Below are 25,285 nucleotides of genomic sequence, written 5' to 3'. Positions count from 1 at the left end.
GAGGCAACCGCGGTACGCACGATCGGCTCAGGCCGGCTCACGCCCCGCCTCGCCGCGCGGATCCTCGCCCAGCGGGTACGCGGTACGCAGGGGCTGGCCATTGGCACTGAAGAACAGACTCGGCGCTTGCCCGCGCAGCCTTGCCGCCACGATGCCCACGGCGATGCGGGCGCCGGCCCCGAGGAAAGCAAGCGGCGTGCGACGCACCTCGCCGACGGCACTGTCGGCATTCAGCACCACGCGGCCCGGCCGGCCGAATGCGGCATCGACGTCGGTATCCGGCACAAGGCATGCGGCCACCACGCCCACGTAGGCGACTTTCCCGTCGCGCGGCGTATTGGCCAGCGGCATACGGCAACACGCCGCGTACCAGCGCAGCAGCCCGCCTTCACGCAGGCAAAGGCCGGCGATGTGCTCCTCGCCTGTCGTGAAACGCACCGCCAACGGGTTCATCGCCACGATGTCGGTACCACCCTGCGCATCCGTCACGCCGGGTTGCCCGAGGTGACGCGCGTACGTCCGACAATCTCTGCAGTAGCAGGTTGCACGCGCATACGCCCGACAGGCATCCACCATGCCCTGCACCTGCCCGCAGCGGCAACGCAGTTCCAGCGCCATCAACGCACCTCGGCTTCAAGACATCTGCGGACAGGGATAACGCACGCGGTATGACTGCGGCGTCAAACCCGGCATGCTTGCCTGACGCGCAGGAAAACGGGCGCGGCACCACATGAAGCTCAGGTGACGTACCTCCGCATCCGCAGGCCGTCCCATGCGATGCATGCTGTAGCATGCGTGCCGCGAGCCCACCGCTTGCTTCGCGCGTTCCGCACGGCCCCCGGCCCTCCGCTTCGCTCCCTTTCCCACGCGACGCATTCCCCACGCGGGATGGTTGCCCACGGGAGCTCCCATGCCCTGCCCGCCACACCCTGGTCCTCTCGTTGTACATGCCATGCCTTTCCCCGCTGCAGCACGCGCTGCCTGCGGCCGGCTCCTGCAGGTCATGCCGTCATGACTTCGTGTTCGCGTTGCGACGCTGTCTGCTGCCGTCTGACCGTGGTCCTGCAACCGGAAGACCACATTCCCGCGCATCTCACCACCCATACTCCCGCCGGCCTGCACGTGATGGCGCGCGACGAGGAAGGCTGGTGCGTGGCACTGGATGGCGCCCGGATGAACTGCGGCATCTATCAGACCCGGCCGGACGTATGCCGGCGCTTTGTCATGAGCGGGCCCTACTGCCGCGCGGTGCGCACCGACTACACGGAAATGCGCAGGAAAGGCATTCCACTGACGGTGGAGTGATGCCCGGCGGGTGACGGCACCTTGCTAGCGCAGCTGGCTGTCCTTGCTGCCGCGCCGGTTGTACAGGCCGGCACCCTGCTCTTCCTGGTCGGCCGCCTCCTGGCATACCACGCACAGGCGCACGCCCGGCACCGCCTGCTGGCGGGCGGCCGGGATCGGCTTTTCGCATTCTTCGCAGTGGGTCAGGCTCGGACCCTTGGGCAGCGCGCGACGCGCGCGTTCGATGCCGTCCTTCACGGTCGCATCGATCTGTTCCTGCACGGCGCCATCGCCGGCCCATCCGGTTGCCATGGTCATGTCCTCGCTTCGTACCGCTGCCGGGACAGCTTACGCCCGGCAACCACAGCGGTTTTCACGAACAGGAATGGGGCCGCGACAGGCGGATTTCAATCTTGCGCCAGGGCGTACCCGATCGCCGCCACCACCGCCGCCACCTGCGCGTCGTTGCATTGCTGCGGCGTCACCTTCGGGCTGTCAGGATAGACCTCGGTGACGGTGGTGTAGCGTGCGTCGGTGATGCCGGTGCACAGGCCCAGCGACTTCACCGGATACTGGATGACACCTTCGGCCACCACCGGCGACCCGATGATCTCGCCACGCGCGTCGGCGGGGGCGATATGGGTGACGGCCGCCACCGCCGCGATCACGGCGCGCTGGAAACCGGGCTGTGGATTCGCACTGTCGTCCACCAGGTAGAAGCCGTCCGGAATCTCCCCGGGTTCGAACGGCTTTCCATCGCGCGCTGCAAGTGCAGGACGGAACTCGCTCTCGTCGCTGTCGGTGGTTTCGTGCAGGTCGATGTGCATCAGCACCCGATCCTTCACCGGCGCGACCAGCGCGATCAACGCGGCGGATTCCTGCGCTGGGCTGTCCGCACGGAACGAGCGGTTGGGGTCCAGCGCATCGGCATTCCAGCGGTGGATGCGTTCGTAGCCCCACGGGCTGACGCACGGCACCACCAGCAGGTTGGCCTTGCCGGCATAGTCGGCGGCACGCTCTTCGAGGAACTGCAGCGCGCCATGCACGCCACTGGTCTCGTAGCCATGCACGCCGCCGGTGACCAGCATCGTGGGCAACGCCTCGTTCCAGTCGCGGCTGAGTACCGCCAACAGCGGATAGACCTCGCCCGGACCGTAGTCCAGCATGCCGTACTGCTGTACATCGAAGCGTCCGCGCAGCCGATCGACCACCGCCACCACATCGTCCGCGTAACGGCGCTGCACGCGCTGCTGCGCGCGCCACTGGGCTTTCTCCGCCGCCGCCCAGGGCGTACCGGGTGTGCCGATGGGATGGAAGCGGGCGGGCGTGTTCATGGCGATGGCGAGGCCGGGAATCCGAGGGGTCGGCACTATACCAGCGGGAGCAACATGGCTTCCGCAGACATCCCGGGCTATCGCCGAAGGGTCGGCGGGGGCGAAAATCCCGCTCCTGCGGTCACGACGCGCTTCTGGACTCCCGCTCCATGCCCCACTACACAGGCCCCCTGCTCACCCGCGATACCGCTGCCGCCCTGCTGGCGGCACGCGACCGGGGCGACACCGCGTGGCATGGTTCGCTGGACCTGGGACGCACGTTGGCGGACGCGCGGCTGGAGGCCGGAACATGGCAGTGGCGCGATGCGGCGTACCCCTATCCAGACCGGCTGAAGGATCGCACGTTGTACTACTGGGACGGCGAGGATTTCTCGCCGATCTCGCGCTACGCCGGCTCGCTGATCAAGCTCGTGCCCACGGAATGGGGCGCGCCCACGTTCGAGATCGACGGCATCAAGATGCTGCCGACGTCGAAGGAATCGCCGCTGGATGACGCGCAACGCAAGGTCGCGCTGGTCGAGCCGCACGGCAAGGTGGTGCTGGATACCTGCGGCGGGCTGGGTTACTTCGCGGCGTGCTGCCTGGCCGCGGGCGCCGCACGCATCCTTTCGTTCGAGAAGAATGCGGACGTGCTCTGGCTGCGCACGCTCAATCCATGGTCGCCCGATCCGGACGCGCCCGGGCACGGCGGCCGCCTGCAACTGGCCCACGCCGACATCTCGCAGGCCATCACGCAGGTGGCGGATGCCTCCGTCGATGCCGTGCTGCACGACCCGCCGCGTTTCGGCATCGCCGGCGAACTGTATTCGCAGGCCTTCTACGACCAGCTTGCGCGCGTGCTGCGTCGCGGCGGCAAGCTGTTCCACTACACCGGCACGCCCAACAAGTTGACCAGCGGGCGCGATGTGCCCGGCGAGGTGGCAAAACGCCTGGACAAGGCCGGCTTCAAGGCGCAGCGGGCGCTGGACGGCGTGGTCGCCGTGCGCCGCTGACCGGCCCTCGCCTGGCCTTCACGCCGCCTGAGCGCTGTTGGGTGCACAACGTCGCCACCACCACGCCCGGGAGGGGCCACCATGCACCGTACCACCCTGTTGTCCGTCGCCGTTTCCGCCCTGCTGCTCGCAGGCCCCGCGCTCGCCCAGGACAAGCCACCGGCGATGACACCGGAGACGCAGGCCATGATGGAGGCGTATCAGAAGGCCGGCACGCCAGGCATGGAACACGGCAGGCTGGCCTCGATGGCGGGCACCTACGACCTCACCGTGAAGAGCTGGTACGCCCCCGGCGCACCGCCCAGCACCGATACCGGCACCGCGACACGCAAGATGATCCTCGGCAACCGCGTGATGCTGGAGGAAGTGACCTCGCAGATGATGGGCCAGCCCTTCAGCGGCCAGGGCCTGCATGGGTTCGACAACGTCACCGGCAAATACTGGGGCACGTGGAACGACAGCATGAGCACGGGCCTCATGGTCAGCGAGGGCACCTGCGATGCCCAACTGAGCTGCACCTACACCGGCACCCACCACGATCCGGTGACGAAGAAGCCCCAGAGCAGCCGCATGACAACGCGCTGGACCGACAAAAACACGGAAGTCTTCGAGATGTACGGCCCCGCCCCGGATGGCAAGGAAGCCAAGATGATGGAAATCACCTACAAGCGGCGGCCGTAGCCGCTCCGCCCCTCATCAAGCGTGCGCGGCCTGGCCGGCGTCGGCCAGGTTGCGTCTCCACGCGGCGGGTGGCAGTCCGTACTCGCGCCGGAACGCGCGACTGAAGGAGGTGTCGTTCTGGTAGCCCACCTCTTCGGCGACCCGCGACAGCGGCGCATTGCTGCGGCGTAGCAGGTTGGCCGCCATCAGCATCCGCCATTGCGTCAGGTACAGCATCGGCGACGTGCCGACCAGTTGCTGGAACCGCTCGGCCAGTACCGAACGTGAGGTGCCGGCGACACGCGCCAGGTCGGCGAGCGTCCACTCGCGGCAAGGCCGCTGGTGCAACGCGTTGAGGGCCTTGCCGACGACGCGGTCGCCAAGGCCCGCCAGCCAGCCCGCATGACCTTCATGCTGGTGCACGTAACGGCGTAGCACTTCGATGAACAGCAATTCCGCGAGCCGGGACAGCAGGCTCGCGCCGCCGGGTCTTGGCGTGCGCGTTTCAGCCAATGCATATCGCACGGACGATTCGAGCCATGCGCCGGCATCGGAATCGCGCAGGCTGATCCGCACGACGGGCGGCAGGCCGTCCAGCAGCAATCGCGCGAGCCGGGTATCGCACGCCAGGTAGCCGCAGACGATGCGTGTAGGCTCGCCGCCGCCACCATAGGCGAGGCGACGTGGCCGGCTCGAAAACAGTTTCCTGAGGTCGGCCGCGCCACGCGGCGGCGGCAGGCCGGGCGTCGAGGCCATGCGATGCGCCGCACCACCGGGGAACATCACCACGTCACCCTCGCGCACGCCAAGTGGCGGCATGCCTTCCATCTCCACCAGGCACTCGCCTTCGGTGACCAGATGGAAGATCACCACCTGCTCCGCGGTCGGGTCCAGCCAAGGCGCCGCCAGCGAGGCTTTCGGCGACTGGTAGCACCAGGGCGCACTGAAGCGGGCGTTGACGAAGAACGCACCGGACATCTGCACCACGCGCAGGATTTCGGACAGCGCGTCCATGTTCAGTCCGCCGGCCGGTCTGCGACCGACACCGCCACCCGGATCGGCGGCTGGCCGGACAGTGCACCCTGCATCGGCGAGCGGCGCAGGCCCTCGACGACGAGCGCGTTCAAGCGCACCGCGTCGACACCCGGCGCGTGCAGCACGACCTCCACCTGCATCGACGCCGGACCCGCGTCGACCGCCATGCCCTCCGCATCGCGCATGCCCAGCAACCCGCGCGCATCGGAGCGGCTGCCGACTTCCACTTCCAGCCGCTCCAGCACCACGCCCTGCTCGGCCGCGACCATCGCGATCGCCGTGGTGGCGCACGCGGCGATGCCGGCACGGAAGAACCAGCCCGGCGACGGCCGGTCGCCGGTGCCACCGAGTTCCACCGGCATGTCGGATTCGACCGTCGTCCCGGTGGCATGCGTGGCCACCACCCGCGTGTCGTCCTGCCAGCGCGCACGTGCGCTCACATCGTCATGCAGGCCCTTGTCGGGACGGCGGGTGAACACGCTGACGGCGCGCTGCATCGCATCGGCGATCTCTCGTGGATTGCTCATGGCCAGGGGAATTCCATCGAACGGTTGGGGCAGGCGGATTCTGAGCGCAACAACGCGTCCCGGGACGGTGCGCGGCCAGCCGCCGGACGATCGGCAAGGAATCGCGGAAGACGGGGAAACCGCGCTGCCGACGCCGGACGCGCGGCCAGTTCCGGCAGACGCCCCGTCAGGACGGAAGCCCGGTGCGACCGCCACGCTGCGCCCTCCCCAACCCAGGAGTTTCCCCCGAATGAATGCCGTTGCCGTTTCCCTCCCCACCCTGCCCGACCTGGACGCCCTCAAGCACCTCCAGCAGGCCGCCTGGTCCAGCGGCAACTACGCCGTCGTAGGGACTACGCTGCAGATCGTCGGCGAGCGTCTGGCCGAAGCGGTCGACCTGCGCTGGGACGAACGCGTGCTCGATGTCGCCGCCGGCAACGGCAATGCGACGCTGGCCGCAGCGCGCCGTGGAGGCCAGGTGGTGTCCACCGACTACGTGCCTGCACTGCTGGACCTGGGCCAGGCCCGTGCCGAGGCCGAGCAGTTGCAGGTCGCCTTCGCCGAAGCCGATGCCGAGGCCCTGCCCTTCGCGGATGCCAGTTTCGATGTGGTGCTGTCCACGTTCGGCGTGATGTTCACCCCGGACCATGCGCGTGCCGCTGGCGAACTGGCGCGCGTGTGCCGGCCCGGCGGCCGCATCGGCCTGGCCAACTGGACGCCGGAAGGCTTCATCGGCCAGATGTTCAAGGTGCTGGGGCGCCACATCGCGCCGCCTGCCGGTGTGCAATCGCCGTCGCTGTGGGGCACCGCCGCGCACGTGCAGTCGCTGTTCGGCGACACGGCCGGCGCCATCGGCGTCACCGCGCGCATGTTCAATTTCCGCTACCGTTCGGCCGCGCACATGATCGACGTGTTCCGCACCTGGTACGGCCCGGTGCAGAAGGCCTTCCAGGCCCTGCCGGCGGACAAGGCCGCCGAACTCGAACAGGACCTGCACGCGCTGATGGAGCGCATGGATCGCGGCAACGGCAACGGCCTGGTCATCCCCAGCGAATACCTCGAAATCGTGGTCGTGCGCCGGTGAAGGACCACGCGCGACTGCAGCGGCGTGTGCAGCGCTACGGCTGGGACCTCGCCGCATCCCGCTATGACGCTCTCTGGCAGGCGCAGCTATCGCAAGCGCACCGTCGGCTGCTGGCGCTCGCGCCGGCGGCCCAGGGCGAATCCGTGCTCGACGTGGCCTGCGGCACCGGCGTGATGGCGCTGGCAGCGGCGGAAGCCGTCGGCAGCAACGGCAGCGTGGTCGGCGTGGACATCGCCGAGCGGATGGTCGAGGAAGCCAACGCACAGGCGCGGGCGCGCGGCCTGCCCCATGCGCGCTTCGTGCGCATGGACGGTGAGACGCTGGACACCTCGGGCGTCGGTTTCGACGTGGCGTACTGCGCGCTCGGCCTGATGTACATGCCCGATCCCGACCAGGCCATGCGCGGCATGCACGGCGCGCTGCGCCCGGGCGGCCGCGTGGCTGTGGCGGTCTGGGGCCAGCGCGCACGCTGTGGCTGGTCGCCGGTGTTCCCCATCGTCGACGAGGAAGTCGCCAGCGATGTCTGTCCGCTGTTCTTCCAGCTCGGCCATGAAGGCATGCTCGCCGATCTGTGCGCGCGCGCCGGCTTCGTCGATGCCGAGGAACATCGCGTCGAGGCGGTGCTGGCCTACGCCAATGACGACGACGCCTGCGATGCCGCCTTCGTCGGCGGGCCGGTGGCGATGGCCTGGTCGCGCTTCGATGAGGCGACCCGCCGACGCGTCCGTACGCGCTACCTGCAGGCGATCCGGCCGTGGCGCGTCGGTCAGGGCTATCGCATGCCGGGCGAGTTCGTGGTGGCGACGGCACGGCGACGCACAGGCTGATGGCACGCAGGTCCTGTCGCGGGGCCTGCGTCACGCTTGCGCGATGCTGCGTTGCAGCTTTCCCCTTTGACCAATGCCCCCGCTCGGGTGCGTGTGGCCCACTGCCGGCACTTCACACCCGAGGTGCCGTCGATGTCGATCGCTGCGCTGCCGTGTCGTTCCGCTCCGCGTTCCCGTGCACACCGCACGGGCCTGGTGCTCTCCTCCCTGCTCCTGCTGCTGGCCAGCGGCCCTGCGCTGGCACTGACCGAAGTCACCGGCTTCGGCAGCAATCCCGGCAACCTCCGCATGCACAAGGTCGTTCCCGCCGGCCTGCCGGCGGATGCACCGCTGGTGGTCGCGCTGCACGGCTGTGCGCAGTCCGCTTCGAGCTACGACGCCGAGACCGGCTGGGAAATGCTGGCCAACCGTTTCGGCTTCGCGCTGTTGCTGCCCGAGCAGCAGACCGGCAACAACAGCAGCCGCTGCTTCACCTGGTTCGAGACCGCCGACACCACGCGCGGCCAGGGCGAACCGCTGTCGATCAAGCAGATGGTGGACCGCATGATCGCGGACCATGCGATCGATCCCGCCCGCGTCTACGTCACCGGCCTGTCGGCGGGTGGCGCGATGGCCTCGGTGATGTTGGCCACCTACCCCGACGTCTTCGCGGGCGGCGCAATTGTGGCGGGCCTGCCCTACCGCTGCGCGACGACCCAGACCGCGGCCTTCAGTTGCATGAATCCCGGCAGCGACCTCACGCCCGCGCAATGGGGCGCGAAAGTGCGCGCGGCGAGCAGCTGGAGCGGTCCCTGGCCGATCGTCTCGATATGGCATGGCGACGCCGACTACACCGTGCGCCCGGCCAACCTCACCGAGAGCCTGGAACAGTGGGCCGATGTGCATGGCATCGACACCGTGGCCGACGCCACCGACACCGTCAGCGGCTATCCGCACAAGGTCTACAAGGACGCGACCGGCACCGCGAAGGTGGAGACCTATACCATCACCGGCATGGGCCACGGCACACCTGTCGATCCCGGCACCGGCGAAACCCAGTGCGGCACGGCGGGCGCGTACATCCTCGACGTGAACATCTGCTCCAGCTACCACATCGCCCGCTTCTTCGGCCTGGACAACCTGGACGGCGTACCGCCGAGTGTCGCCCTGACCTCGCCTGCCAACGGCGCCACCGTCAGCGGCACGGTGACGCTGGCGGCCACGGCCAGCGACGACATCGGCGTGGCGCGCGTGGACTTCCTGCTGGACGGTGCCCTGCTCGGCAGCGATGCCAGCGCGCCCTACAGCCTGGCCTGGAACAGCAGCGGCACCAGTGACGGCGCGCACGTGTTGCAGGCGCGGGCACTGGACCTTGCCGGCAATACAGGCACCTCCACAGCGGTCAATGTCACCGTCAGCGGCGGGACCGGCGGCGGATCGCCGGTCACCGTGGTGTTCAACAACGAGGACGCGAACGATGGCTACGTGAAGGCCAGCGGCACCGGCGGCAGTGCGGCCGTGGGGGCGCTGGAGGCGTACTACGGCCTGGCGATCGGCCGCGGCACCGACGGCAACCACAATCGCGCGGTGCTGTCCTTCGATACGTCGTCGTTGCCGGACAACGCGGTGGTCACCTCCGCCACGCTGACGGTGGCCTACCGCAGCGCGAGCGGCGACCCGTGGAGCAATCCGGCGGGCAACACGCTGGTCGTCGATGTCCGCAGCGGCTGCCTCGGCGCGTGCACCATCGAAGCGGCGGACTGGGCCGCCGCCACGACCACGACCGGCAGCGCGCAGGTACCGGCCTTCAGCGGCGGCAACCAGACCAGCACCGTGTTCGACACCGCCGGGCGCGCGGCGATCAACCGCACCGGCCGCACGCAGCTGCGGCTGCGTTTCAACGCCAACCCGACGGCGACGCACTACCTGTGGATCGACAAGGGTGCCAGCGCGAAACTGTCGGTCACCTACACGCTGCCATGACGGCGCCTTCCTGCCGTCGCCTCATGGCGGCGGCAGGATCTTCCAGAACATCCCCGTGCCCAGCTTCACCGATTGCAGCGGCTTGCGCCGTGCGGCGGGCTGGTGGGCGCGGAACATCTCGCGGATGTCGCCCATCACCTTGTCCGATTCCATGAAGTAGGAGTGCGCCAGCATGCTCTGGTCCACACCGGACACATCGATGGTGTCCACGCCGCTCACCAGCACCACGCCCTCGCTGGTGTCGCCGGCACGGGGACCGCGATTGACCTGCCTGGACGCCTTCAGCGCCATGTCTTCGGACGAGGCGTACAGGGTCACGTAACCACTGGCCTGCCGCAGGGCGGGCGCAAGTTCCTCGCGGAACACCTTCGCATCGATGTCGGGCGCGGCCAGGATGATGCCGCGGAAACGGCCGCGCAGTTCCGGCCGCTTCGCCACCAGGTTGCGGATGGCCTGGGTGACGCCGCGCGTGCCCATGCTGTGGCCGATGACGTAGAGGTTCTGCGCGCCCGAGCGGTCGGCCATGTCGGCCAGGAAACCCTCGATCAACGGCACCGAGCGCGCGATGGATTGTTCGTCGGTGAAATAGCCCGCCAGCGCCGCCTGCGACGGCCAGCTGTAGAACACCGGCGCGCCATCGAAGCGCAGGTCGTAGGCCAACTGCGCCGTACGGCGCGCGGCGTCGCGGAAGCTGACGTTGTAGCCGTGCACGAACACGAACGCATTGCTGCCGCGTGACTCACCGACGCGCCCGTACAGCCTGGCGAAGAACGGTGCCTGCGCCAGCCGGTCGACCTCCTGCAGGATGATGTGCTGCTTGGGATCTTCCTTGAACTCCAGCAGGTACCAGCGCGGTGATTCCAGTTCCCCGGCGACATGCGCCTTCGGGATGCTGATGCGCGCGGTGCCGTACGTGAGCTGCCGCGCGACACCCGCGGTGAAGCGATCGCCTGGCGGCAGCGCGGCGAACGCGGTCGCCGGCATCCGGTTGGTGGCGTAGAACACGTCGACGTTGACGAAATCCGATTTCGGCGGCTGCGCGGCCTCGCGGGCACGGGCAGCGCGCTCGGCCGCCTGGCGCGCACTGTCGGCGGCGCGCTCCTGCTGCGCGCGGGCGGCAGCTTCAGCTGCGGCACGGCGGGCCGCCTCGATGCGCGCGGCTTCCGCGGCACTGTCCCGGAGGCGGAGGCGGAGGCGGAGGCGGAGGCGGAGGCGGAGGCGGAGGCGGAGGCGGAGGCGGAGGCGGTGGCGGTGGCGGTGGCGCAGGCACCGATGTCTGCTCCGGCGGAGGTGGCAACGACTCCTTGACACGTTTCGCACAGCCGGCCAGCACCAGTGCTGCCAGCATCAGGCAGAGAATCCGCCGCATCGATCACCCCATGGAAGGACGTCATGGGCGCCCCTTCCCCGGAGGCGCCCGACGCGGCGATGGTATAGCAGCGAAGGCGCCGCCCGCGAGCCGCGCGCGGCGGCATCGGCGAGCCCCGCGTGCAGGCGGGCCCGCATCCGCACCGTCGCAAGGCTCTCGCAAATGGCTGTTTTCATGCCGGTTTCCCGCAGGCGGCAGATGCGGGCTATCGTGTAGGCCTGTGGAACGCCCATCGGCACGCCACGCCCCATTCCCGTCCCCAGGTGACCTTGTCCATGGCAAAACCCAATTATTCGTTCGAAAAACGCCAGCGTGAGCTGGCCAAGAAGAAGAAGAAGGACGAAAAGGACGCGAAGAAGCGCGCCGAACGCGATGCGGCCCAGCCCGGCGCCGATCCTGAGCCGGGCGCGCCCGACACCGCAAAGGAATGACCGACGGCGCGGCTCCCGCTCCCCAGGTGTGGGTGGACGCCGACGCCTGCCCGGGGCCTGTCAAGGAGATCCTGTTCCGCGCGGCGGAACGCGCCCAGGTGGCGGTCACCCTGGTCGCCAACCAGTGGCTGCGCACGCCCCCCTCCCGTTTCATCCGCTCGCTGCAGGTATAGGGTGGCTTCGACGTGGCCGACGATGCCATCGTCGAGCGTGCCCGGGCCGGCGACCTGGTGATCACCCAGGACATCCCGCTGGCGGCGCGCGTGCTGGTCAACGGCGCACAGGCCATCGATCCGCGCGGCGAGCGCTTCACGCCGGACAACATCGCCGAACGGCTGTCGATGCGGAACTTCATGGACGAACTGCGCGGCGCCGGCGTGCAGACCGGCGGCCCGGCCGCCTTCAATGCGCGCGACCGCCAGGCCTTCGCCAACCAGCTCGACCGCTGGCTGGCCGCACGGCGCTGAATCCGCCATGCCCGATATCGAAGTCCGTCCCCTGCTCCACCTGCTGCTGCACGTCGTCGTGCCGGTGGCCACCGCGCGCATGTTCTGGCCGAAGGACTGGAAACGCGCGGCCCTGTGGATGCTGGCCGCCTGGGTGATCGATCTCGACCACTTGCTTGCCGACCCGGTCTACGCGCCCGGCCGCTGCAGCATCGGCTTCCACCCGCTGCATGCATGGCCGGCGATGCTGGTGTACGGCGCGCTGGTCATTCCCCGGAAGACGCGCTGGTTCGGCATCGGCCTGGCGATCCACATCGTGCTGGACGGCATCGACTGCCTGATGATGTGAAACGCGCGGTGCCTGGGCGTCTACAGCCTCTCGCCCGGCAGGCCGCTCGCCTGCTTCACCCAGTCGGCGAGCTGCGCTTCGTTGAAATCCCCGTCCTCGCGCAGGTGCACGTAGCGTGTGTCCTGCGACTTCGAGGCTTCCGGCGGTACCGGCTGCAGGGATTGGCCACGGAAGAAGGTGACCTTGAGGTAGCGGTCGAAGCAATGGAACGACAGGAACCACCCCTCGGCATCCGGCGCCCCATAGAAAGGCGAATTCCACTTCACCGCCCTGCGCACGCCCGGCACCTGTTGCCCGACCAGCGCATCCAGGCGTTCGGCGACGGCGCGCTTCCAGCCGGGAATCGCGGCGAGATAGGCCTGCACCGGCGCATCGCCATCGCCTTTCGGGATCTGCGGGTTGCCGCCGGACAGCAGCCGTGGCCTGGTGGTCTTGTCTGCCATGGGGAACCACCCTATTTGCGGGATTTCCTGCCCGTGTTGAAAGCGATCCCGGCACGGAACAGCGCCTTGAACGCAGGACCATCCAGCGTGTCGCGCTCGCGGATGTCGATGGCGCGACGCGTGCCGCCGTCGAGGCTGGCATTGAACAGGCCGTCCGGGTCCGCCAGCGACGCCCCATGCGCGAAGGTCAGCTTCACGTACGCCTTGTAGACCTCGCCGGTGCACACCAGGCCGTCGTGCGACCACGTCGGCACGCCGTGCGGATTGGTCGGCTTGACCCACTTCACCTCTTCCACGACATCGGGATCGGCCTGGTGGATCAGCGCACGCACGCGCGAGAGCATGTCGCCGCGCCAGTCGCGCAGTTCATCGATGCGGGCGTCGATACGGCGCGCGGCGTCGCCGGTGTCCTGCGGTGTGGCCTTCGTCATGCGCGAGTCTCCTGTCACCGGGACGCGATGCTCCCATGCACGCCGGGCACGCTCAAGTCGCGCCGCAGCGCCTTCGCCAGGCGTGCGCGATGCACGTACCGGACGGCGACCACGTCGCTCAACCCGGGAACACCGGCTCCAGCATCCGGAACGTCCCTGCGTCCGCATCCATCTCCACCCTGCCGCCGACGGGCACGATGAACTGCTGGCGGATGTGGCCGATCATCGCGCCGCGGTAGGCCGGGACCTTCAGCGGCTTGAAGTAGTCGTCGAAGATCTGCGGCAGCGTGAGCGAGCCGTAGCCGTTGCCGGGATCGCAGTCGGTGCATTCGCCGAAGATCACCCCGGCCACCTTGTCCAGGGCGCCCATCAGCCGTAGCGTGCTGAGCATGCGGTCGATGCGGTACGGCGCTTCGGACACGTCTTCCAGGAACAGGATCTTGCCGCTGAAATCCGGCAGGTACGGTGAGCCGGCCAGCGCCACCAGCACCGACAGGTTGCCGCCCACCAGTTCGCCCTGCGCCTTGCCGCCGGTGATGGTGACGGTGCGGTTCCTGCGCTGCACGAGCTCGTCGCCTTTCTCGGCCGTGTTCCTGTACTGCATCTGCTCGCGCTCGAAGAAGACGCGGCGGAACTGGTCGGCGTTGAAGGCATTCCAGCTGCCTGCGCCGATGGGGCCATGGAAGCTCACCAGCCCGGCCTGCGACAGCAACGCATTGTGCAGCGCGGTGATGTCCGAGTACCCCAGCAGTACCTTGGGATTGCGGCGGATCAGGCCGTAGTCCAGCAACGGCAGCAGGCGCGCGGCGCCGGAACCACCGCGCACGCAGATGATCGCCTTGACGTCCCTGTCGCCGAACATGGCGTTGAGATCGCCGGCGCGCTCGTCATCGCTGCCGGCCAGGTGCCCGCGCCGTGCCGCGAAGTGCGGTGCCACCTTCACCTTCAAGCCGAGCGCTTCCATCGCTTCCTGCGCCAGTTGCAGGTCGAGGGGGTCGTCGGTGGCGCCGGAGGGGCTGACCAGGGCGACGGTATCGCCAGGATTCAGCGCGGGCGGTAGCAGGCGCTTGCGCGACGCGGCGGCGAAGGCGCGATGACTGCCTGCGATGGGCAGCATCAACGCCGTGGCGGCAAGCGCTGCCGTTCCGAGAAAGTTTCGCCTGTGCATTCAACCGCCTGTCTGACCGGATCCGCAGGCAGGGTAGCAATCCGTACCGCAGCCAACAACGCAGGCGGGTGCGAACGGGCGCAGGCGCGCACGCGCTGGCCTGCGCACCTAGCGCCTGCCGCGCCTTCGCCGGTCGAGCCGCTCCATCACGTCCTGCGCGCTCAGGCCGTGCAGCAGGATCGACAGCACCACCACCAGGCAGACCACCGCCCACAAGGCCCCGGGATCAGGGAAGTCCGCGTGATGGGTGGCGAAGGCGAGGTAGTACAACGACCCGATGCCGCGCACACCGAACACCGCGATGGTCCAGCGCTCGCGCGAAGACAGCGACGTGCCCAGCAATCCCAGCCAGCCGGCCAGGGGCCGCACCAGCAGCACGAAGGCCAGCGCGAAGACCACCTCGCGCCATGACAGGCCGGCCAGGATGCCACTGGCCACCGCGCCGCCCAGCAACAGCAGCAACACCGCCATCAGCAGCTTTTCGCACTGATGGGCGAACAGATCCAGCGTGGCGTGATACGCGTGGTCGCGTTCCTGCTGGCGTATCACCAGCGCCGCCACGAACACCGCCAGGAACCCGTATGCATGGCAGAGTTCGGCCACGCCATAGACCAGCAGCGTGATGGCCAGTGCCGTGAGCCCATCGCTGCTGTTGGCCAGGGTGGGCCTGCGTTCGCTGCGGAAGATCAAATGCATCAGCGCGTAGCCGAGCACTGCGCCGATCGCCACGCCACCCAGCCCCCGCCACACCACGTCCAGCAGCAGCCAGCGTCCCCAGTCCATGGGCTCGCCCGCAGCGGCCAGGGCAAAGGCGACCGCCAGCCATACGAAGGGGAACGCCAGACCGTCGTTGAGGCCAGCCTCCGATGTCAGCGCAAACCGCACCGGATCCTCCCCGCCCTCACCCGGAGGGTGCACCTGCACGTCCGAGGCCAGCACCGGATCGGTGGGTGCCAGCACGGCACCGAGCAGCAACGCCGCCGCCGTGCCGTAGCCCAGCCACGCCTGGCCCAGCCACAGACCGGCCAGGATGGTCAGTGGCATGGTGATGCCGAGCAGTCGCCACGTGATCGCCCACCGCCGCCAGCCGAAGCGGGTGTCGATGCGCAGGCCCACGCCGGTCAGCGCGACCAGGACGGCCAGTTCGGTCAGGCGTTCGGCGATCGTCGGAAAACGCATCGGATCGGCCGGCGGCAGTGGCCAGGGCAACGCGTACAAACCCGCGCCGAGCAGCAGGTAGACGATGGGGAATGTCAGCGGATGCCGCTTCAGCAGATGCGGCAGCCACGCGGCACCCAGCAACGCCACGCCGACCAGGGCCAACGCAAGTACGTAGATATCCATCCGGGCCAGTATCGCCGCCCCGCCACGCAGCGACGTTGACGCGCGATTCACGGACCGGCACGCGACGCGACCTGGACGGGTTCACGTCCGCCGCGCATGACATGCGTGGTTCAGCGCCGGCAGGTGTTCACGCCGATCAACCGGTACAGCGGACAGAAATTGAACAGGCCGGTCGCCAGCGGCACCACGCCGATCCAGGCCCACACCGGTCCGCCGGTCGCGGCCCAGGCGATGAGCAGCGCACCCGCCACGATGCGGGCCCCTTTGTCGAAACCGCCTACGTTCGCTTTCATGTGCGTGACCTCGCTGAGGGTGGGGACAGCATGGCGGGCACGGCGGATCACCGCATTGATCGGGATCAATCACCGGCCCGGTGCGGGCTGTCGATTTCCCCCGCTCCCGTTCGTCGTGGAATGAGAGGCGGATACAGGCATCCGCGAGGAACACCGACATGCGCAAGCTCATCGTGGCCGTCATGACCAGTCTCGACGGGGTGATCCAGGCACCCGGTGGCCCGGACGAAGACCGCAGCGGCGGCTTCGCGCACGGCGGCTGGGTATGGCCCCATGCCGGCGATGGCGAAGCGATGGGCGGCGTATTCACGCGCCCGTTCGACCTGGTACTGGGGCGCCGTACCTACGACATCTTCGCCAACTACTGGCCGCAGGTGTCCCGCGATGCCCCGCACGGCCACATCGCCGATGCGTTCAACACCGCCACCAAGCATGTCGCCACCCATCATCCGGACACGCTCGCGTGGCGGAACAGCCGTGCCCTGGGCACGGATCCCGTCGCCGCCCTGCACGAACTCAAGCATGGCGAGGGTCCCGACCTGGTGACGCAGGGCAGCAGCGACCTGCTGCATCAACTGCTGGCCGCCGAGGTGGTGGACGAACTCCGGCTGCTGGTCTACCCGGTGTTGCTGGGCCACGGCAAGCGCCTGTTCGACGCCGGCACGCGCGCATCGGCGTTGCGGCTGGCGTCGTCCGTCACCACCCCGGCCGGCGTGCTGGTCACGCACTACCTGCGCGATGGCGAGGTGCGCACCGGCACGTTCGCGGAGCACTGAGCAACCGCCCCGCTCGCTTCACCCTGCTTTGCGAACAGCGCCGCGATGATCGCCCTGCCGCACTGCACCCACCCACAGGAGAACCAAGATGATTCCCAAGAACACCCTATGCCTCTGGTACGACACCGACGCGCTGGACGCCGCCACGTTCTACGCGAAGATCTTTCCCGACAGCGAAGTGAAAGCCGTCCACCATGCGCCGGCGGACTTCCCGTCCGGCAAGGAAGGCGACGTGCTCACGGTGGAGTTCACCGTCCTGGGCATTCCCTGCGTCGGCCTCAACGGTGGCAAGGCGTTCAAGCAGACCGAAGCGTTCTCGTTCCAGATCGCCACCGACGACCAGGAAGAAACCGACCGGCTGTGGAATGCCATCGTCGGCAACGGCGGCCAGGAAAGCGCCTGCGGCTGGTGCAAGGACAAGTGGGGCCTGAACTGGCAGATCACCCCGCGCATCCTGACCGAGGCCTTCACCAGCCCGGACAAGGGCATCGCCAAGCGGGCATTCGAAGCGATGATGGAAATGCGCAAGATCGACATCGCGAAGATCGAGGCCGCGATCCGAGGCTGACGCTCACAGCCCCAAGTGGTCGATCAACGCGCGCCGCACGCGCTCGGCATAGTCCTGCGACCCGTAGCAGCCGGCATCGAACACACCGCCGGCACCGGCGGCCGCGGCCAGGCCGGAGAACGTGGGCCGGGGCACGATGACGACCTGCCAGGGCGCGTCGTCATGGTCCGCATCCTCGCTCAGGCGGACTTCGACGGCGGCCACATTGGTGGTCGTCAGGCGGGTGGTGGTCTGTCGGCCCCAGGCACGCCGGTGGACCACGATGGTGTGCGGCGAGTACTGCCAGTGGTCGCCCCAGCCCGACAGCCCCGCACGGATGAACTGCAGCCCCACGTAGCCTGCGCCGCCCACGATGGCCGCGAAGAACGGGGTGGCCACGTTCAGCGGCCACAGTCCCCTGCCCAACTCCCAGAGCGGCATGACGACGGCGAAGACACCCGCAGCGACGCAGCCCGCGCGGATCGGCCACGGAAACTCGCGCCGGACCAGCGGCAGGTCGTCGTCGGGGAAGGTGGCGATGTCGTCGGTGGACACGCCCCGATGGTAGCCAGAAAACCAGGCCGCCGGATGACACGTCACACATGACCTCTGCGCCATGAAGCCTGCGTATCGCTCTTTATACTCGGTCACGGTTGGCGGGTGCCCTTACCCGTCCACGAATCACGGAGCGATGTCATGGGTCTTGTACAGGCGGTGGTGGGTGCGGTCGGCGGCGTGCTGGGCGACCAGTGGAAGGATTTCTACACGGTACCGCAGGGCCTGCCGGCGACGGCGGCGCTGTTCGCCGCGGTGCCCCAGGGCACCAATGCCGGACGCGGCTCCAACACCAGCGGTTCGACCAACATCATCACCAACGGCTCGAAGATCGTCGTGCCCGAGGGCTACGGCCTGCTGCTGATGCAGGACGGTGCGATCACCGCGTTCGTCGCCGAGCCGGGTGGCTACGAATGGCGTTCGGACGACATCAATTCCAAGTCGATCTTCGCCGGCGACGGCATCGTCTCGACCTTCATCACCCAGAGCTGGGAGCGCTTCAAGTTCGGCGGCCAGCCGGGCTCGCAGCAGGCGGCGTTCTTCGTCTCGCTGAAGGAGCTGCCGGACAACCGCTTCGGCACGCAGTCCGAGATCTACTGGGACGACGGCTTCCTCAACACCCAGGTCGGCGCGGTCACGCGCGGCTCGTACACGTTGAAGATCGTCGACCCCATCCTGTTCGTGAAGAACTTCGTGCCAGCGTCGTATCTGCAGCCGGGCAAGGTGTTCGACTTCACCGACCTCGACAACGCCGCCGCCACCCAGCTGTTCAACGAAGTGGTGGGTTCGCTGGCGCCGGCCTTCAGCCTGTACACGAACGATCCGTCCAAGGGCAACCGCATCACCAAGCTGCAGCAGGATTCGCTGGGCTTCGCGCAGAGCCTGTCGGCCGCCGTCGAACAGGGCTACCAGTGGAGTTCCAGCCGCGGCCTGGCCATCGTCAAGACCGCCATCGTCTCCATCGAGTACGACGCCAACACGCGTGAACTGCTGAAGACCGTGCAGCGCGCCGATGCGCTGTCCGGCTCACGCGGCAACTCCAACCTGCAGGCCAGCGTCGCACAGGGCATCCAGTCCGCTGGCGAGAACGGTGGCGCGGCCGGCCTGATGGGCATCGGCATGGCCTCGGGCATGATGGGCGTCGGCGGCTTGCAGCAGCCGGCCACCCCGGCCGCACCCGCGGTCGAGGATCCGGTGGCCCGATTGAAGAAGGCCAAGGAGATGCTCGACCTCGGCCTGATCACCCAGTCCGACTACGACGCACTGAAGGCGAAGGCGCTGGGCCTGTAACCGGAACACGCACTGCCCATGTCCACCCCGCATCGTCCGGCGCCCCCGCCGTTGCCGCCGGCTCCTCCTGCAGGCCCTGGTTCGCCGCAGGAGGTGCCGCCGTTGCCCGGGACGTTCCCGGTCGACCCCGCCACCCTGCCCGACGCCATCCGCGCGGAGATCGAGGCGCCCGATCCGGTCGCCATCGACACCGCGGCCGCCGAGCTCAAGGACGGCCTGAACCGCTGCCCGAAATGCGGTGCCACCGACATCCGCCACAAGCCGGGCAGCGACCTGCTGGTCTGCCTGTACTGCCGCAACGAATGGGTGGGTGCGCGGATCGAGGAGGAATTCGGCCTGGGCGTGGGCCTGGACCAGCTGCGTGGCACGGTGATCGCCAGCGGCGCGCGCGCCATCGACGCCGATGTCGCCAGCCTGATGACCTTCAAATGCACCGGCTGCGGTGCCGAGGTGATGGTCAACACCGAAAGCACGATGACGGCACGCTGCCACTGGTGCCGCCACGTGTTCGGCGTGAACGAACAGATCGCCAACGGTGCGGTGCCTGATGCGGTGCTGCCGTTCCACATCAGGAAGGACGATGCGGTCGCGCGCATCCGCCAGTTCGTGGGCAAGCGGCGCCTGTTCGCGCTGAAGGCGTTCAAGGAACAGTTCACCCCGGAGAACGTCGTCGGCGTGTACCTGCCGTACATGATCGTCGACGGCAACGCCAGCGCGGAGGTCGCCGGCAAGGGCGAGATCCTGACCCGCACCTACACGCGCGGCACCGACAAGAACAAGAAGACCTACTACGACGCCGATGTGTACCAGGTGGAGCGCCAGGTCGACTTCACCGTCGACGACCTGCCGCTGGAGTCGTCCGCCGAGCGTGGCAACTTCGATACCAAGGTCAACACGCAGAACATCATCAACACCATCCTGCCGTTCGACACCAAGAATGCGGTGAAGTGGAACGCGTCCTACCTGTCGGGCTTCACCTCGGAGAAGCGCGACACCGACGTGGAGCAGTTGCACCCGCGGCTGGAAGACCAGTTGCTGTCCATCGCGCGCGCGCAGGTCGAGGGTTCGGTACGCCGCTACGACCGCGGCGTGCGTTGGGAACAGGAACGCCTGGACGTGCACGGCACGCGCTGGGTGTCGATGTACCTGCCGGTGTGGCTGTACTCGTACCACCAGCCCGGGAGCAACGGCGGCATGCTGCACTACATCGCGGTCAACGGCCGCACCGGCGAGACGATGGGCAGCGTGCCGGTACAGCAGTGGAAACTGCTGCTGGCCGCGCTGACCGTGGGCACGTTCCTGGAGGGCATCGCCCTCTGGATCATCTGGGCAGGATCATGAGCGACGACAACGGCCTATGGCTGCTGGCGCTGGGCCCCACGGGCGCCGCCGCGCTGTACTGGGCCATCTACCGCTATTACCGCAACACCGACAAGTCGCACGCCTTCGAGCGCGAGACCGACATCGTGGCCAAGCCCGTGACCGGCTCGGACCGCAAGATCGACGAGGTCAAGGGCACCCAGCGCACCCGCATCAACGGCGACAACGTGCAGGCCTATCGCCAGCGGGTGGAGCGCATCCGCGGCGACGACGGCTGACCCCGCTCTGGCTTGCATCCTTCTTCCGGCATTGCGGATGGAAATAGGCCCGCGATACCCCCTTCTCCCCGTAACACGGGGAGAAGGTGCCGAAGGCGGATGAAGGGCGCTTTACCGCCCGCGCATGCGAGGCGCAAACGCGCCCTGGACCCGGCACCTGCTTCACTGTCCTATCACCCTGCGTGCCCTGCACTCACCCGGGCTACCCGAACAACGTCTTCGCCTCAGACCACCAGTGCCGGGCGCCGCTCGATTTCAGCAATCACACCGGGCAAGGCGACCGCATCCACCGGCGGAGAGAACCAGTACCCCTGCGCAGCGAAGCAGTGCATCTTGCGCAAGGCCGCTGCGGTACCGGCGTCCTCGACGCCTTCGGCCACCACGTGCATGCCGAGCTTGCGCGCCAGGCGGATCGTCGAGCCCACGATGGCTGCGCTGGCATCCTGCCGCAGCAGTTTGCCGATGAAACTCTTGTCCAGCTTCAGCTCCTGCACCGGCATTTCCTGCAGGTAAGCCAGCGAGCTGTGGCCGGTGCCGTAGTCGTCGATCGACAGGTGCACGCCCGACGCCGACAGCGCCCGCAGCGTATCCAGGCTTGCGCCCGGGTCCGACATCGCGGCGGACTCGGTGATCTCCAGCGCGAGCTGTCGCGGCGACACCTTCGCCCGCGCCAGCTGCCGCCCCACGTCGGCCGGCAGCGCCGCGTCCAGCAGGCTGCAGGTGGACAGGTTCACCGCGACCGTCAGCCCCATGCCGCGGCGTTGCCAAACCGCACACTGCTTCAGCGCCATGCCCAGCACATGCCGGGTCAGGTCCGGCATCAGGTCGGTGCGCTCCACCAGCGGAATGAACTCGCCCGGCGGTACCAGGCCGTTGACCGGATGCTGCCAGCGCAGCAGCGCTTCCACGCCGATCACGCGCATGTCGCGCAACCTGACCTTAGGCTGGTACTGCAAGCGCAGTTGCCCATCGGCCAGCGCATCGCGCAGGTCGTTGAGCAACAGCAGCGTGCGCGGATCCTCGCGCCTGAGGGCGGGGGTGAAGCGCACCACCTTGCCCGGCTGCTGCTGCGCGTGCCGCATCGCCAGGGTTGCCTTCTGCACCAGGCGCCAGGGATCGCTTCCATCCTGCGGCCCCAGCGCCAGCCCCATGCTCGCCGACGCCTTCAACGTACCGCCATCGATATGGACAGGCGTGTCCAGCGCATGCTGCATGCGCTGCGCACCCGCCAGCGCCTGCGCCTCTCCCGCGATCGACGGCATCACCACGCAGAACGCGTCCGCACCGAGATGGGCGATGGCGTCGCCTGCCGGCAGGCTCGCACGCCACCGTGCCGCCAGTTCGCTCAGCACCGCGTCACCGACGCGATGCCCGTAGGCTTCGTTCACCGCGCCGAAGCGGTCGATGTCGATGACCAGCACACCGACCTGCGTGCCGCTGTCGAGTGCGTCGCCGATGAGTTCCTGCAGCCGCCGCCGGTTGGGCAGCCCGGTCACCGGATCGGTCTCCGCAACCAGCGTCAGCGCATCGCGCTGGTGGTCCTCCCAGGCACGCAGCCCGCGCAGGCGCCACCACAGCAGCAGTGCGGCCACGCCGGTGACCAGCGTCGCGGCGATCGTCGCGGTGAGCGCATCCGGGCGCGACGGCGCCAGCAGGCTGACCGGCGTGGCCAGCAGCGCCAGCGCGACCAGCGACAGCCGGCCCGCCGTCCCGTGCACGCGCGCCGCATCGCGGATGGCGAGCAGCCGATGGCGCGACGGATGCAGCGCCGCCGCACCCCAGCTGACGTAGGCGAACAGCCACATCAGCAACAAGGGTTGTGCCGGCGTCTCCACCCCGAAACTCATCGCGTGGTACAGCGCATCGCCCGCCGTCCAGAACACCAGCCCCAGCACCAGCAGCGTGAGCGAGGGCGAACGGGTTTCCGGCGCGCTGGCGAGCCACGCGACCAGCGCCAGCAGCGCAAGGTCGGCCACCGGGTACAGCATGCGGAAGCGCTGCGGCGACGGAAACGCCGGGGCCAGTTCCAGCGTGGGCTGGACGAACAACCACCACCCCACCAACCCGGCGCACAGCAGGATCACCGCACCATCCAGCGCGCCCCGCCACGGAATGACGCCACTGCGCCGGTCACGGATGAAGCCCAGCAACCCCCAGGCGAACATGCCGGTCGCGAGCGTGTAGAACAGATCGGCGGCAGTCAGACCCGCGGCCGACGTACCGGCCGCATCCGCCCGCGACTGCACGAACGCCCCCGCTGCGAACAACGCATGCGCGAGAGCGAGCCCCCACCAGGGGCCCCAGCGCCGTCCATGCACCTGCGCAGCCCCGATGATCATGCCTGCGCTACTGCCCCACACCAGCATCCGGCCGAACCACGGCCATTCCAGCAGCCCCAGCACGATGCCGACGAGGATGAACACCCACCACGCATGTCCGAGGGTTCCCGACGCGAGGGGAAACCATGCGTGCAGGCGCGCGCGCATCGCGCGGCCGATGCCCTGCATGATCAACACGAGCACGTTCCGTCGGCGCGGGAACGCGTGGCGACGGCCGTCGCGGCCAAGTGATTCGGATCCATCCCTCGTTCCCTGAAGCGATTGTTCCCCGCGCGAAATCTAGCACGCGCACAGGCACAAACACGGCGCGTTCAAGTCACGCTTGCAGGTACGAATGTGAGACGAAACACGCGCATGCGAGACACGCGATTGCACTCGCGATTGCGTCGGGCTTCATGCGCCCGCCGCGACCCGCGATTCGTGGAGACCGCGGGCCATGGCCGCCCTATCTTCCGAACAGTCTTTGCGCGTTGCCGGTGCGGATCTTCACTTTCTCTTCTTCGCTCAGGTCGAGGCGGTCCAGCGCCTTCACGGTGGCGTCGAGGCCGATCTGCGGGTAGTCCGAGCCCAGCAGCACGTGGTCGAGGCCGACGTTGCGCAACGTCCACAGGAACTCTTCCTCCACCGGCGAATCGGCCACCACCAGCACGGTGGCGGAGATGTCGAAGTAGAGGTTCTCGAAGCCGAAACCGTCGGCAGTGCGCGCGAGGGCGAGGATGTTCCAGAAGCGGAAGTTCAGGCCGCCGATGTGCGCGAGGATGAACTTCGTCTTCGGCACGCGCACCACCAGGTTGAACAGCTTCTCGCTGTCGCCGGGCAGGATGTTGGCGTTGTCCATCAGCACGGTGACGCCGAGTTCGCCGGCCTTGCGCGCGAGGGTTTCCACGCGCGGATCGGACACGTCGAAGCCCTGCGTATGGGCGTGGATCTTCAGCACCTTCACGCCGGCCGCGGCGACGCGCGCGAGTTCGGCCAGCGCGTCGTCGCCGTCGTACGGGTGCACGGTGGCGATGGGCACCACGTCGGCATGCGCGGCGGCCAGGGCGATGACGCGGTCGTTGCCGGCGCGGATCTTCGCCAGGTCGCCCTGCCTTGCCTGGTGCGGGCCGCCGAACCACATCACGCCGATGCCGGAAAGTTCGAGGCCGGCGGCGCGGACGGTCTCGCGGTACTCGCGCAGCGAGGTTTCGCCATCGCGCAGGTGGACGTGCACGTCGAACACGGGTCCGGCGGCGGTGGCGGTACCGGTGAACAGGCACAACGACAGGATCAGCGCACGCAGCATGCGTCTTCTCACAGAACAGGAATATGCGCATGGTGCCATGTACGCGCAGGCGATGCCTTCTTGCACCGTCGTCGAACCGGCATCGATATCCGTCGGCGTCGGTGCGGAGTGAGGAGCCCTCCCGGGCGTTGCCGACAAGCGGCGCTTGACACATTTCGACGTTTAGCTAACTATCACACCATGAGCCAGGTCTTCCGCGCCCTTTCCGATCCCACCCGCCGCCAGGTGCTGCAGTTGCTGCGGCAGGGGCCGCTGAGTGCGGGCGAGCTGAGCGACCAGTTCGATGTGTCCAAGCCGACGATGTCGGCGCACTTCGCGGTGTTGAAAGAGGCCGACCTGGTGCATGCGGAAAAGGTCGGCAAGTCCGTGATCTACCACTTGAAGCTGTCGGTGCTGGAAGACGCACTGCTCGGCTTCGTCCACTCGTTCGGTGCGGGCAAGGCGGCGCCGAAATCCAAGAAGGAGTCTGCGCGATGAACAGAGAAGTGCTTACCAGTCTGGCGTGGGGCGTCGGCATCGTGGTGCTGGCGCTGTGCGCGACGTTCGCCCGCTCGCGGGGGTATATCGACAGCGAGATGGTCGATCGCATCGTGATGGGCGCCATCGGCTTGATGGTGGCATGGTTCGGCAACCAGATGCCGAAGCGGTTCGTGCCCAGTGCGCGGGCACGGCAGGCGCAACGGGTCGCCGGCTGGTCGATGGCGCTCAGCGGCCTGGTCTATGCGGGGTTCTGGGTGGCGGCGCCGAAGGACGTGGCGGTGATCGGCGGCTCGCTGGCCATCCTGGTGGGTATCGCGGTGACGGTGGCCTATTGCCTGTCGCTGCGGAACAAGACGCACGCCTCCGGGGCGTGACGCGACATCCGCTGGGACGTGCCCGCGCTTCCCTTCTCCCCGTGCCACGGGGAGAAGGTGCCGAAGGCGGATGAGGGGCGCTT

General features: G+C 68.3%; 29 protein-coding genes and 1 pseudogene. 16 read left to right on the top strand and 14 right to left on the bottom strand.

What is annotated here, in order from left to right; all coding sequences use genetic code 11:
* Positions 1-27: 27 nt before the first annotated feature.
* Positions 28-576, bottom strand: a complete 549-nt coding sequence (locus tag OY559_RS08615) for a DUF6151 family protein (protein ID WP_277729958.1) — start codon at positions 574-576, stop codon at positions 28-30.
* A gap of 435 nt (positions 577-1,011) precedes the next feature.
* Between OY559_RS08615 and OY559_RS08610 the strand changes: the two genes are divergently transcribed.
* Positions 1,012-1,305 (top strand): YkgJ family cysteine cluster protein, encoded by a 294-nt coding sequence (locus tag OY559_RS08610; protein ID WP_277729618.1) that lies wholly within the window; start codon positions 1,012-1,014, stop codon positions 1,303-1,305.
* A gap of 24 nt (positions 1,306-1,329) precedes the next feature.
* Here the strand turns inward: OY559_RS08610 and OY559_RS08605 are convergent, their stop codons facing one another.
* Together OY559_RS08605 and OY559_RS08600 are read right to left on the bottom strand one after the other, a co-directional pair.
* Positions 1,330-1,596, bottom strand: coding sequence for a DksA/TraR family C4-type zinc finger protein (locus OY559_RS08605; protein WP_277729616.1), 267 nt, complete (start codon positions 1,594-1,596; stop codon positions 1,330-1,332).
* Between the two features lie 95 nt (positions 1,597-1,691).
* Positions 1,692-2,618 (bottom strand): M14 family metallopeptidase, encoded by a 927-nt coding sequence (locus OY559_RS08600; RefSeq protein WP_277729614.1) that lies wholly within the window; start codon positions 2,616-2,618, stop codon positions 1,692-1,694.
* 149 nt (positions 2,619-2,767) lie between these two features.
* On the opposite strand from OY559_RS08600, the gene OY559_RS08595 reads away from it, so the two are divergent.
* Both OY559_RS08595 and OY559_RS08590 read left to right on the top strand, forming a co-directional pair.
* Positions 2,768-3,610, top strand: coding sequence for a class I SAM-dependent methyltransferase (locus OY559_RS08595; protein WP_277729613.1), 843 nt, complete (start codon positions 2,768-2,770; stop codon positions 3,608-3,610).
* 81 nt (positions 3,611-3,691) lie between these two features.
* On the top strand, positions 3,692-4,291 hold the full coding sequence (locus OY559_RS08590; RefSeq protein WP_277729611.1) for a DUF1579 domain-containing protein: 600 nt from the start codon (positions 3,692-3,694) through the stop codon (positions 4,289-4,291).
* A 15-nt stretch (positions 4,292-4,306) separates the two neighbouring features.
* Here the strand turns inward: OY559_RS08590 and OY559_RS08585 are convergent, their stop codons facing one another.
* Together OY559_RS08585 and OY559_RS08580 are read right to left on the bottom strand one after the other, a co-directional pair.
* Positions 4,307-5,284 (bottom strand): AraC family transcriptional regulator, encoded by a 978-nt coding sequence (locus OY559_RS08585; protein WP_277729608.1) that lies wholly within the window; start codon positions 5,282-5,284, stop codon positions 4,307-4,309.
* A gap of 2 nt (positions 5,285-5,286) precedes the next feature.
* Positions 5,287-5,832 (bottom strand): OsmC family protein, encoded by a 546-nt coding sequence (locus OY559_RS08580; protein WP_277729607.1) that lies wholly within the window; start codon positions 5,830-5,832, stop codon positions 5,287-5,289.
* Between the two features lie 229 nt (positions 5,833-6,061).
* Between OY559_RS08580 and OY559_RS08575 the strand changes: the two genes are divergently transcribed.
* The 3 genes from OY559_RS08575 to OY559_RS08565 all read left to right on the top strand — a co-directional run bounded on the left by OY559_RS08575 (position 6,062) and on the right by OY559_RS08565 (position 9,684).
* Entirely contained in the window at positions 6,062-6,895 is an 834-nt protein-coding gene (locus OY559_RS08575) for a class I SAM-dependent methyltransferase (RefSeq protein WP_277729606.1), read from the top strand.
* On the top strand, positions 6,892-7,722 hold the full coding sequence (locus OY559_RS08570) for a class I SAM-dependent methyltransferase (RefSeq protein WP_277729604.1): 831 nt from the start codon (positions 6,892-6,894) through the stop codon (positions 7,720-7,722). The genes OY559_RS08575 and OY559_RS08570 overlap by 4 nt, the downstream gene beginning before the upstream one ends.
* A 132-nt stretch (positions 7,723-7,854) precedes the next feature.
* Positions 7,855-9,684: an extracellular catalytic domain type 1 short-chain-length polyhydroxyalkanoate depolymerase gene (locus OY559_RS08565; RefSeq protein WP_277729603.1), complete on the top strand. Its 1,830-nt coding sequence runs from the start codon at positions 7,855-7,857 to the stop codon at positions 9,682-9,684.
* Positions 9,685-9,705: 21 nt separating this feature from the next.
* Here the strand turns inward: OY559_RS08565 and OY559_RS08560 are convergent, their stop codons facing one another.
* The gene (locus OY559_RS08560; RefSeq protein ID WP_277729602.1) at positions 9,706-10,689 is read right to left on the bottom strand and encodes an alpha/beta hydrolase; all 984 of its coding nucleotides are present in this window, start codon (positions 10,687-10,689) and stop codon (positions 9,706-9,708) included.
* A gap of 483 nt (positions 10,690-11,172) precedes the next feature.
* Here OY559_RS08560 and OY559_RS08555 point away from each other — a divergent pair, with 483 nt between their 5' ends.
* The 3 genes and pseudogenes from OY559_RS08555 to OY559_RS08545 all read left to right on the top strand — a co-directional run bounded on the left by OY559_RS08555 (position 11,173) and on the right by OY559_RS08545 (position 12,279).
* Positions 11,173-11,484 carry a hypothetical protein gene (locus OY559_RS08555; RefSeq protein ID WP_277729601.1) on the top strand — a complete coding sequence of 104 codons (312 nt, stop codon included), beginning with the start codon at positions 11,173-11,175 and terminating at the stop codon, positions 11,482-11,484.
* Positions 11,481-11,951 (top strand): annotated as a pseudogene (locus tag OY559_RS08550) (YaiI/YqxD family protein). Before OY559_RS08555 ends, OY559_RS08550 begins: the two are co-directional and overlap by 4 nt.
* A 16-nt stretch (positions 11,952-11,967) precedes the next feature.
* On the top strand, positions 11,968-12,279 hold the full coding sequence (locus OY559_RS08545; protein WP_343228783.1) for a DUF6122 family protein: 312 nt from the start codon (positions 11,968-11,970) through the stop codon (positions 12,277-12,279).
* Positions 12,280-12,299: 20 nt separating this feature from the next.
* Here OY559_RS08545 and OY559_RS08540 read toward each other — a convergent pair whose 3' ends face one another.
* From OY559_RS08540 to OY559_RS08520, 5 genes are all read right to left on the bottom strand, one after another.
* A complete protein-coding gene (locus tag OY559_RS08540) occupies positions 12,300-12,722 on the bottom strand; it encodes a DUF1801 domain-containing protein (protein ID WP_277729599.1) in 423 nt (140 codons plus the stop codon).
* Positions 12,723-12,733: 11 nt separating this feature from the next.
* Entirely contained in the window at positions 12,734-13,153 is a 420-nt protein-coding gene (locus OY559_RS08535) for a DUF1801 domain-containing protein (protein ID WP_277729598.1), read from the bottom strand.
* A gap of 118 nt (positions 13,154-13,271) precedes the next feature.
* Positions 13,272-14,270: a S66 peptidase family protein gene (locus OY559_RS08530; RefSeq protein ID WP_277729597.1), complete on the bottom strand. Its 999-nt coding sequence runs from the start codon at positions 14,268-14,270 to the stop codon at positions 13,272-13,274.
* Between the two features lie 159 nt (positions 14,271-14,429).
* Complete coding sequence (locus OY559_RS08525) at positions 14,430-15,665, bottom strand: cation:proton antiporter (protein WP_277729596.1); 1,236 nt, start codon at positions 15,663-15,665, stop codon at positions 14,430-14,432.
* 110 nt (positions 15,666-15,775) lie between these two features.
* On the bottom strand, positions 15,776-15,958 hold the full coding sequence (locus OY559_RS08520; RefSeq protein ID WP_277729595.1) for a YgaP family membrane protein: 183 nt from the start codon (positions 15,956-15,958) through the stop codon (positions 15,776-15,778).
* 158 nt (positions 15,959-16,116) lie between these two features.
* On the opposite strand from OY559_RS08520, the gene OY559_RS08515 reads away from it, so the two are divergent.
* Complete coding sequence (locus OY559_RS08515; RefSeq protein ID WP_277729594.1) at positions 16,117-16,734, top strand: dihydrofolate reductase family protein; 618 nt, start codon at positions 16,117-16,119, stop codon at positions 16,732-16,734.
* Positions 16,735-16,822: 88 nt separating this feature from the next.
* Positions 16,823-17,302 carry a VOC family protein gene (locus OY559_RS08510; protein WP_277729593.1) on the top strand — a complete coding sequence of 160 codons (480 nt, stop codon included), beginning with the start codon at positions 16,823-16,825 and terminating at the stop codon, positions 17,300-17,302.
* 3 nt (positions 17,303-17,305) lie between these two features.
* Here the strand turns inward: OY559_RS08510 and OY559_RS08505 are convergent, their stop codons facing one another.
* On the bottom strand, positions 17,306-17,836 hold the full coding sequence (locus OY559_RS08505; RefSeq protein ID WP_277729592.1) for a hypothetical protein: 531 nt from the start codon (positions 17,834-17,836) through the stop codon (positions 17,306-17,308).
* 141 nt (positions 17,837-17,977) lie between these two features.
* Between OY559_RS08505 and OY559_RS08500 the strand changes: the two genes are divergently transcribed.
* From OY559_RS08500 to OY559_RS08490, 3 genes are read left to right on the top strand one after another with little or no spacing between them, the layout of a single operon-like run.
* Positions 17,978-19,126, top strand: coding sequence for an SPFH domain-containing protein (locus OY559_RS08500; RefSeq protein ID WP_277729591.1), 1,149 nt, complete (start codon positions 17,978-17,980; stop codon positions 19,124-19,126).
* An 18-nt stretch (positions 19,127-19,144) separates the two neighbouring features.
* A complete protein-coding gene (locus OY559_RS08495; protein ID WP_277729590.1) occupies positions 19,145-20,467 on the top strand; it encodes a TFIIB-type zinc ribbon-containing protein in 1,323 nt (440 codons plus the stop codon).
* Positions 20,464-20,724: a hypothetical protein gene (locus OY559_RS08490; RefSeq protein WP_277729589.1), complete on the top strand. Its 261-nt coding sequence runs from the start codon at positions 20,464-20,466 to the stop codon at positions 20,722-20,724. Before OY559_RS08495 ends, OY559_RS08490 begins: the two co-directional genes overlap by 4 nt.
* A 224-nt stretch (positions 20,725-20,948) precedes the next feature.
* Here the strand turns inward: OY559_RS08490 and OY559_RS08485 are convergent, their stop codons facing one another.
* Both OY559_RS08485 and OY559_RS08480 read right to left on the bottom strand, forming a co-directional pair.
* The gene (locus tag OY559_RS08485; RefSeq protein ID WP_277729957.1) at positions 20,949-23,231 is read right to left on the bottom strand and encodes a putative bifunctional diguanylate cyclase/phosphodiesterase; all 2,283 of its coding nucleotides are present in this window, start codon (positions 23,229-23,231) and stop codon (positions 20,949-20,951) included.
* Between the two features lie 277 nt (positions 23,232-23,508).
* Positions 23,509-24,348, bottom strand: a complete 840-nt coding sequence (locus OY559_RS08480) for an amidohydrolase family protein (RefSeq protein WP_277729588.1) — start codon at positions 24,346-24,348, stop codon at positions 23,509-23,511.
* 180 nt (positions 24,349-24,528) lie between these two features.
* Here OY559_RS08480 and OY559_RS08475 point away from each other — a divergent pair, with 180 nt between their 5' ends.
* Together OY559_RS08475 and OY559_RS08470 are read left to right on the top strand one after the other, a co-directional pair.
* Positions 24,529-24,825: an autorepressor SdpR family transcription factor gene (locus OY559_RS08475; protein WP_277729587.1), complete on the top strand. Its 297-nt coding sequence runs from the start codon at positions 24,529-24,531 to the stop codon at positions 24,823-24,825.
* Entirely contained in the window at positions 24,822-25,202 is a 381-nt protein-coding gene (locus tag OY559_RS08470) for a hypothetical protein (RefSeq protein WP_277729586.1), read from the top strand. Before OY559_RS08475 ends, OY559_RS08470 begins: the two co-directional genes overlap by 4 nt.
* The last annotated feature ends 83 nt before the right edge of the window (positions 25,203-25,285 follow it).

The sequence above is a fragment of the Pseudoxanthomonas sp. SE1 genome (assembly GCF_029542205.1).
Classification (GTDB): Bacteria; Pseudomonadota; Gammaproteobacteria; order Xanthomonadales; family Xanthomonadaceae; genus Pseudoxanthomonas_A.
This window is presented reverse-complemented; position numbering and strand designations above follow the sequence as displayed.

Excerpts from the sequence above, each read along its gene's own strand:
- OY559_RS08615 (WP_277729958.1), bottom strand. The coding sequence starts at position 576 with ATGGTGGATGCCTGTCGGGCGTATGCGCGTGCAACCTGCTACTGCAGA.
- OY559_RS08610 (WP_277729618.1), top strand. The coding sequence starts at position 1,012 with ATGACTTCGTGTTCGCGTTGCGACGCTGTCTGCTGCCGTCTGACCGTG.
- OY559_RS08605 (WP_277729616.1), bottom strand. The coding sequence starts at position 1,596 with ATGGCAACCGGATGGGCCGGCGATGGCGCCGTGCAGGAACAGATCGAT.
- OY559_RS08600 (WP_277729614.1), bottom strand. The coding sequence starts at position 2,618 with ATGAACACGCCCGCCCGCTTCCATCCCATCGGCACACCCGGTACGCCC.
- OY559_RS08595 (WP_277729613.1), top strand. The coding sequence starts at position 2,768 with ATGCCCCACTACACAGGCCCCCTGCTCACCCGCGATACCGCTGCCGCC.
- OY559_RS08590 (WP_277729611.1), top strand. The coding sequence starts at position 3,692 with ATGCACCGTACCACCCTGTTGTCCGTCGCCGTTTCCGCCCTGCTGCTC.
- OY559_RS08585 (WP_277729608.1), bottom strand. The coding sequence starts at position 5,284 with ATGGACGCGCTGTCCGAAATCCTGCGCGTGGTGCAGATGTCCGGTGCG.
- OY559_RS08580 (WP_277729607.1), bottom strand. The coding sequence starts at position 5,832 with ATGAGCAATCCACGAGAGATCGCCGATGCGATGCAGCGCGCCGTCAGC.
- OY559_RS08575 (WP_277729606.1), top strand. The coding sequence starts at position 6,062 with ATGAATGCCGTTGCCGTTTCCCTCCCCACCCTGCCCGACCTGGACGCC.
- OY559_RS08565 (WP_277729603.1), top strand. The coding sequence starts at position 7,855 with ATGTCGATCGCTGCGCTGCCGTGTCGTTCCGCTCCGCGTTCCCGTGCA.
- OY559_RS08540 (WP_277729599.1), bottom strand. The coding sequence starts at position 12,722 with ATGGCAGACAAGACCACCAGGCCACGGCTGCTGTCCGGCGGCAACCCG.
- OY559_RS08535 (WP_277729598.1), bottom strand. The coding sequence starts at position 13,153 with ATGACGAAGGCCACACCGCAGGACACCGGCGACGCCGCGCGCCGTATC.
- OY559_RS08530 (WP_277729597.1), bottom strand. The coding sequence starts at position 14,270 with ATGCTGCCCATCGCAGGCAGTCATCGCGCCTTCGCCGCCGCGTCGCGC.
- OY559_RS08525 (WP_277729596.1), bottom strand. The coding sequence starts at position 15,665 with ATGGATATCTACGTACTTGCGTTGGCCCTGGTCGGCGTGGCGTTGCTG.
- OY559_RS08520 (WP_277729595.1), bottom strand. The coding sequence starts at position 15,958 with ATGAAAGCGAACGTAGGCGGTTTCGACAAAGGGGCCCGCATCGTGGCG.
- OY559_RS08515 (WP_277729594.1), top strand. The coding sequence starts at position 16,117 with ATGCGCAAGCTCATCGTGGCCGTCATGACCAGTCTCGACGGGGTGATC.
- OY559_RS08510 (WP_277729593.1), top strand. The coding sequence starts at position 16,823 with ATGATTCCCAAGAACACCCTATGCCTCTGGTACGACACCGACGCGCTG.
- OY559_RS08500 (WP_277729591.1), top strand. The coding sequence starts at position 17,978 with ATGGGTCTTGTACAGGCGGTGGTGGGTGCGGTCGGCGGCGTGCTGGGC.
- OY559_RS08495 (WP_277729590.1), top strand. The coding sequence starts at position 19,145 with ATGTCCACCCCGCATCGTCCGGCGCCCCCGCCGTTGCCGCCGGCTCCT.
- OY559_RS08490 (WP_277729589.1), top strand. The coding sequence starts at position 20,464 with ATGAGCGACGACAACGGCCTATGGCTGCTGGCGCTGGGCCCCACGGGC.
- OY559_RS08485 (WP_277729957.1), bottom strand. The coding sequence starts at position 23,231 with ATGCAGGGCATCGGCCGCGCGATGCGCGCGCGCCTGCACGCATGGTTT.
- OY559_RS08480 (WP_277729588.1), bottom strand. The coding sequence starts at position 24,348 with ATGCTGCGTGCGCTGATCCTGTCGTTGTGCCTGTTCACCGGTACCGCC.
- OY559_RS08475 (WP_277729587.1), top strand. The coding sequence starts at position 24,529 with ATGAGCCAGGTCTTCCGCGCCCTTTCCGATCCCACCCGCCGCCAGGTG.
- OY559_RS08470 (WP_277729586.1), top strand. The coding sequence starts at position 24,822 with ATGAACAGAGAAGTGCTTACCAGTCTGGCGTGGGGCGTCGGCATCGTG.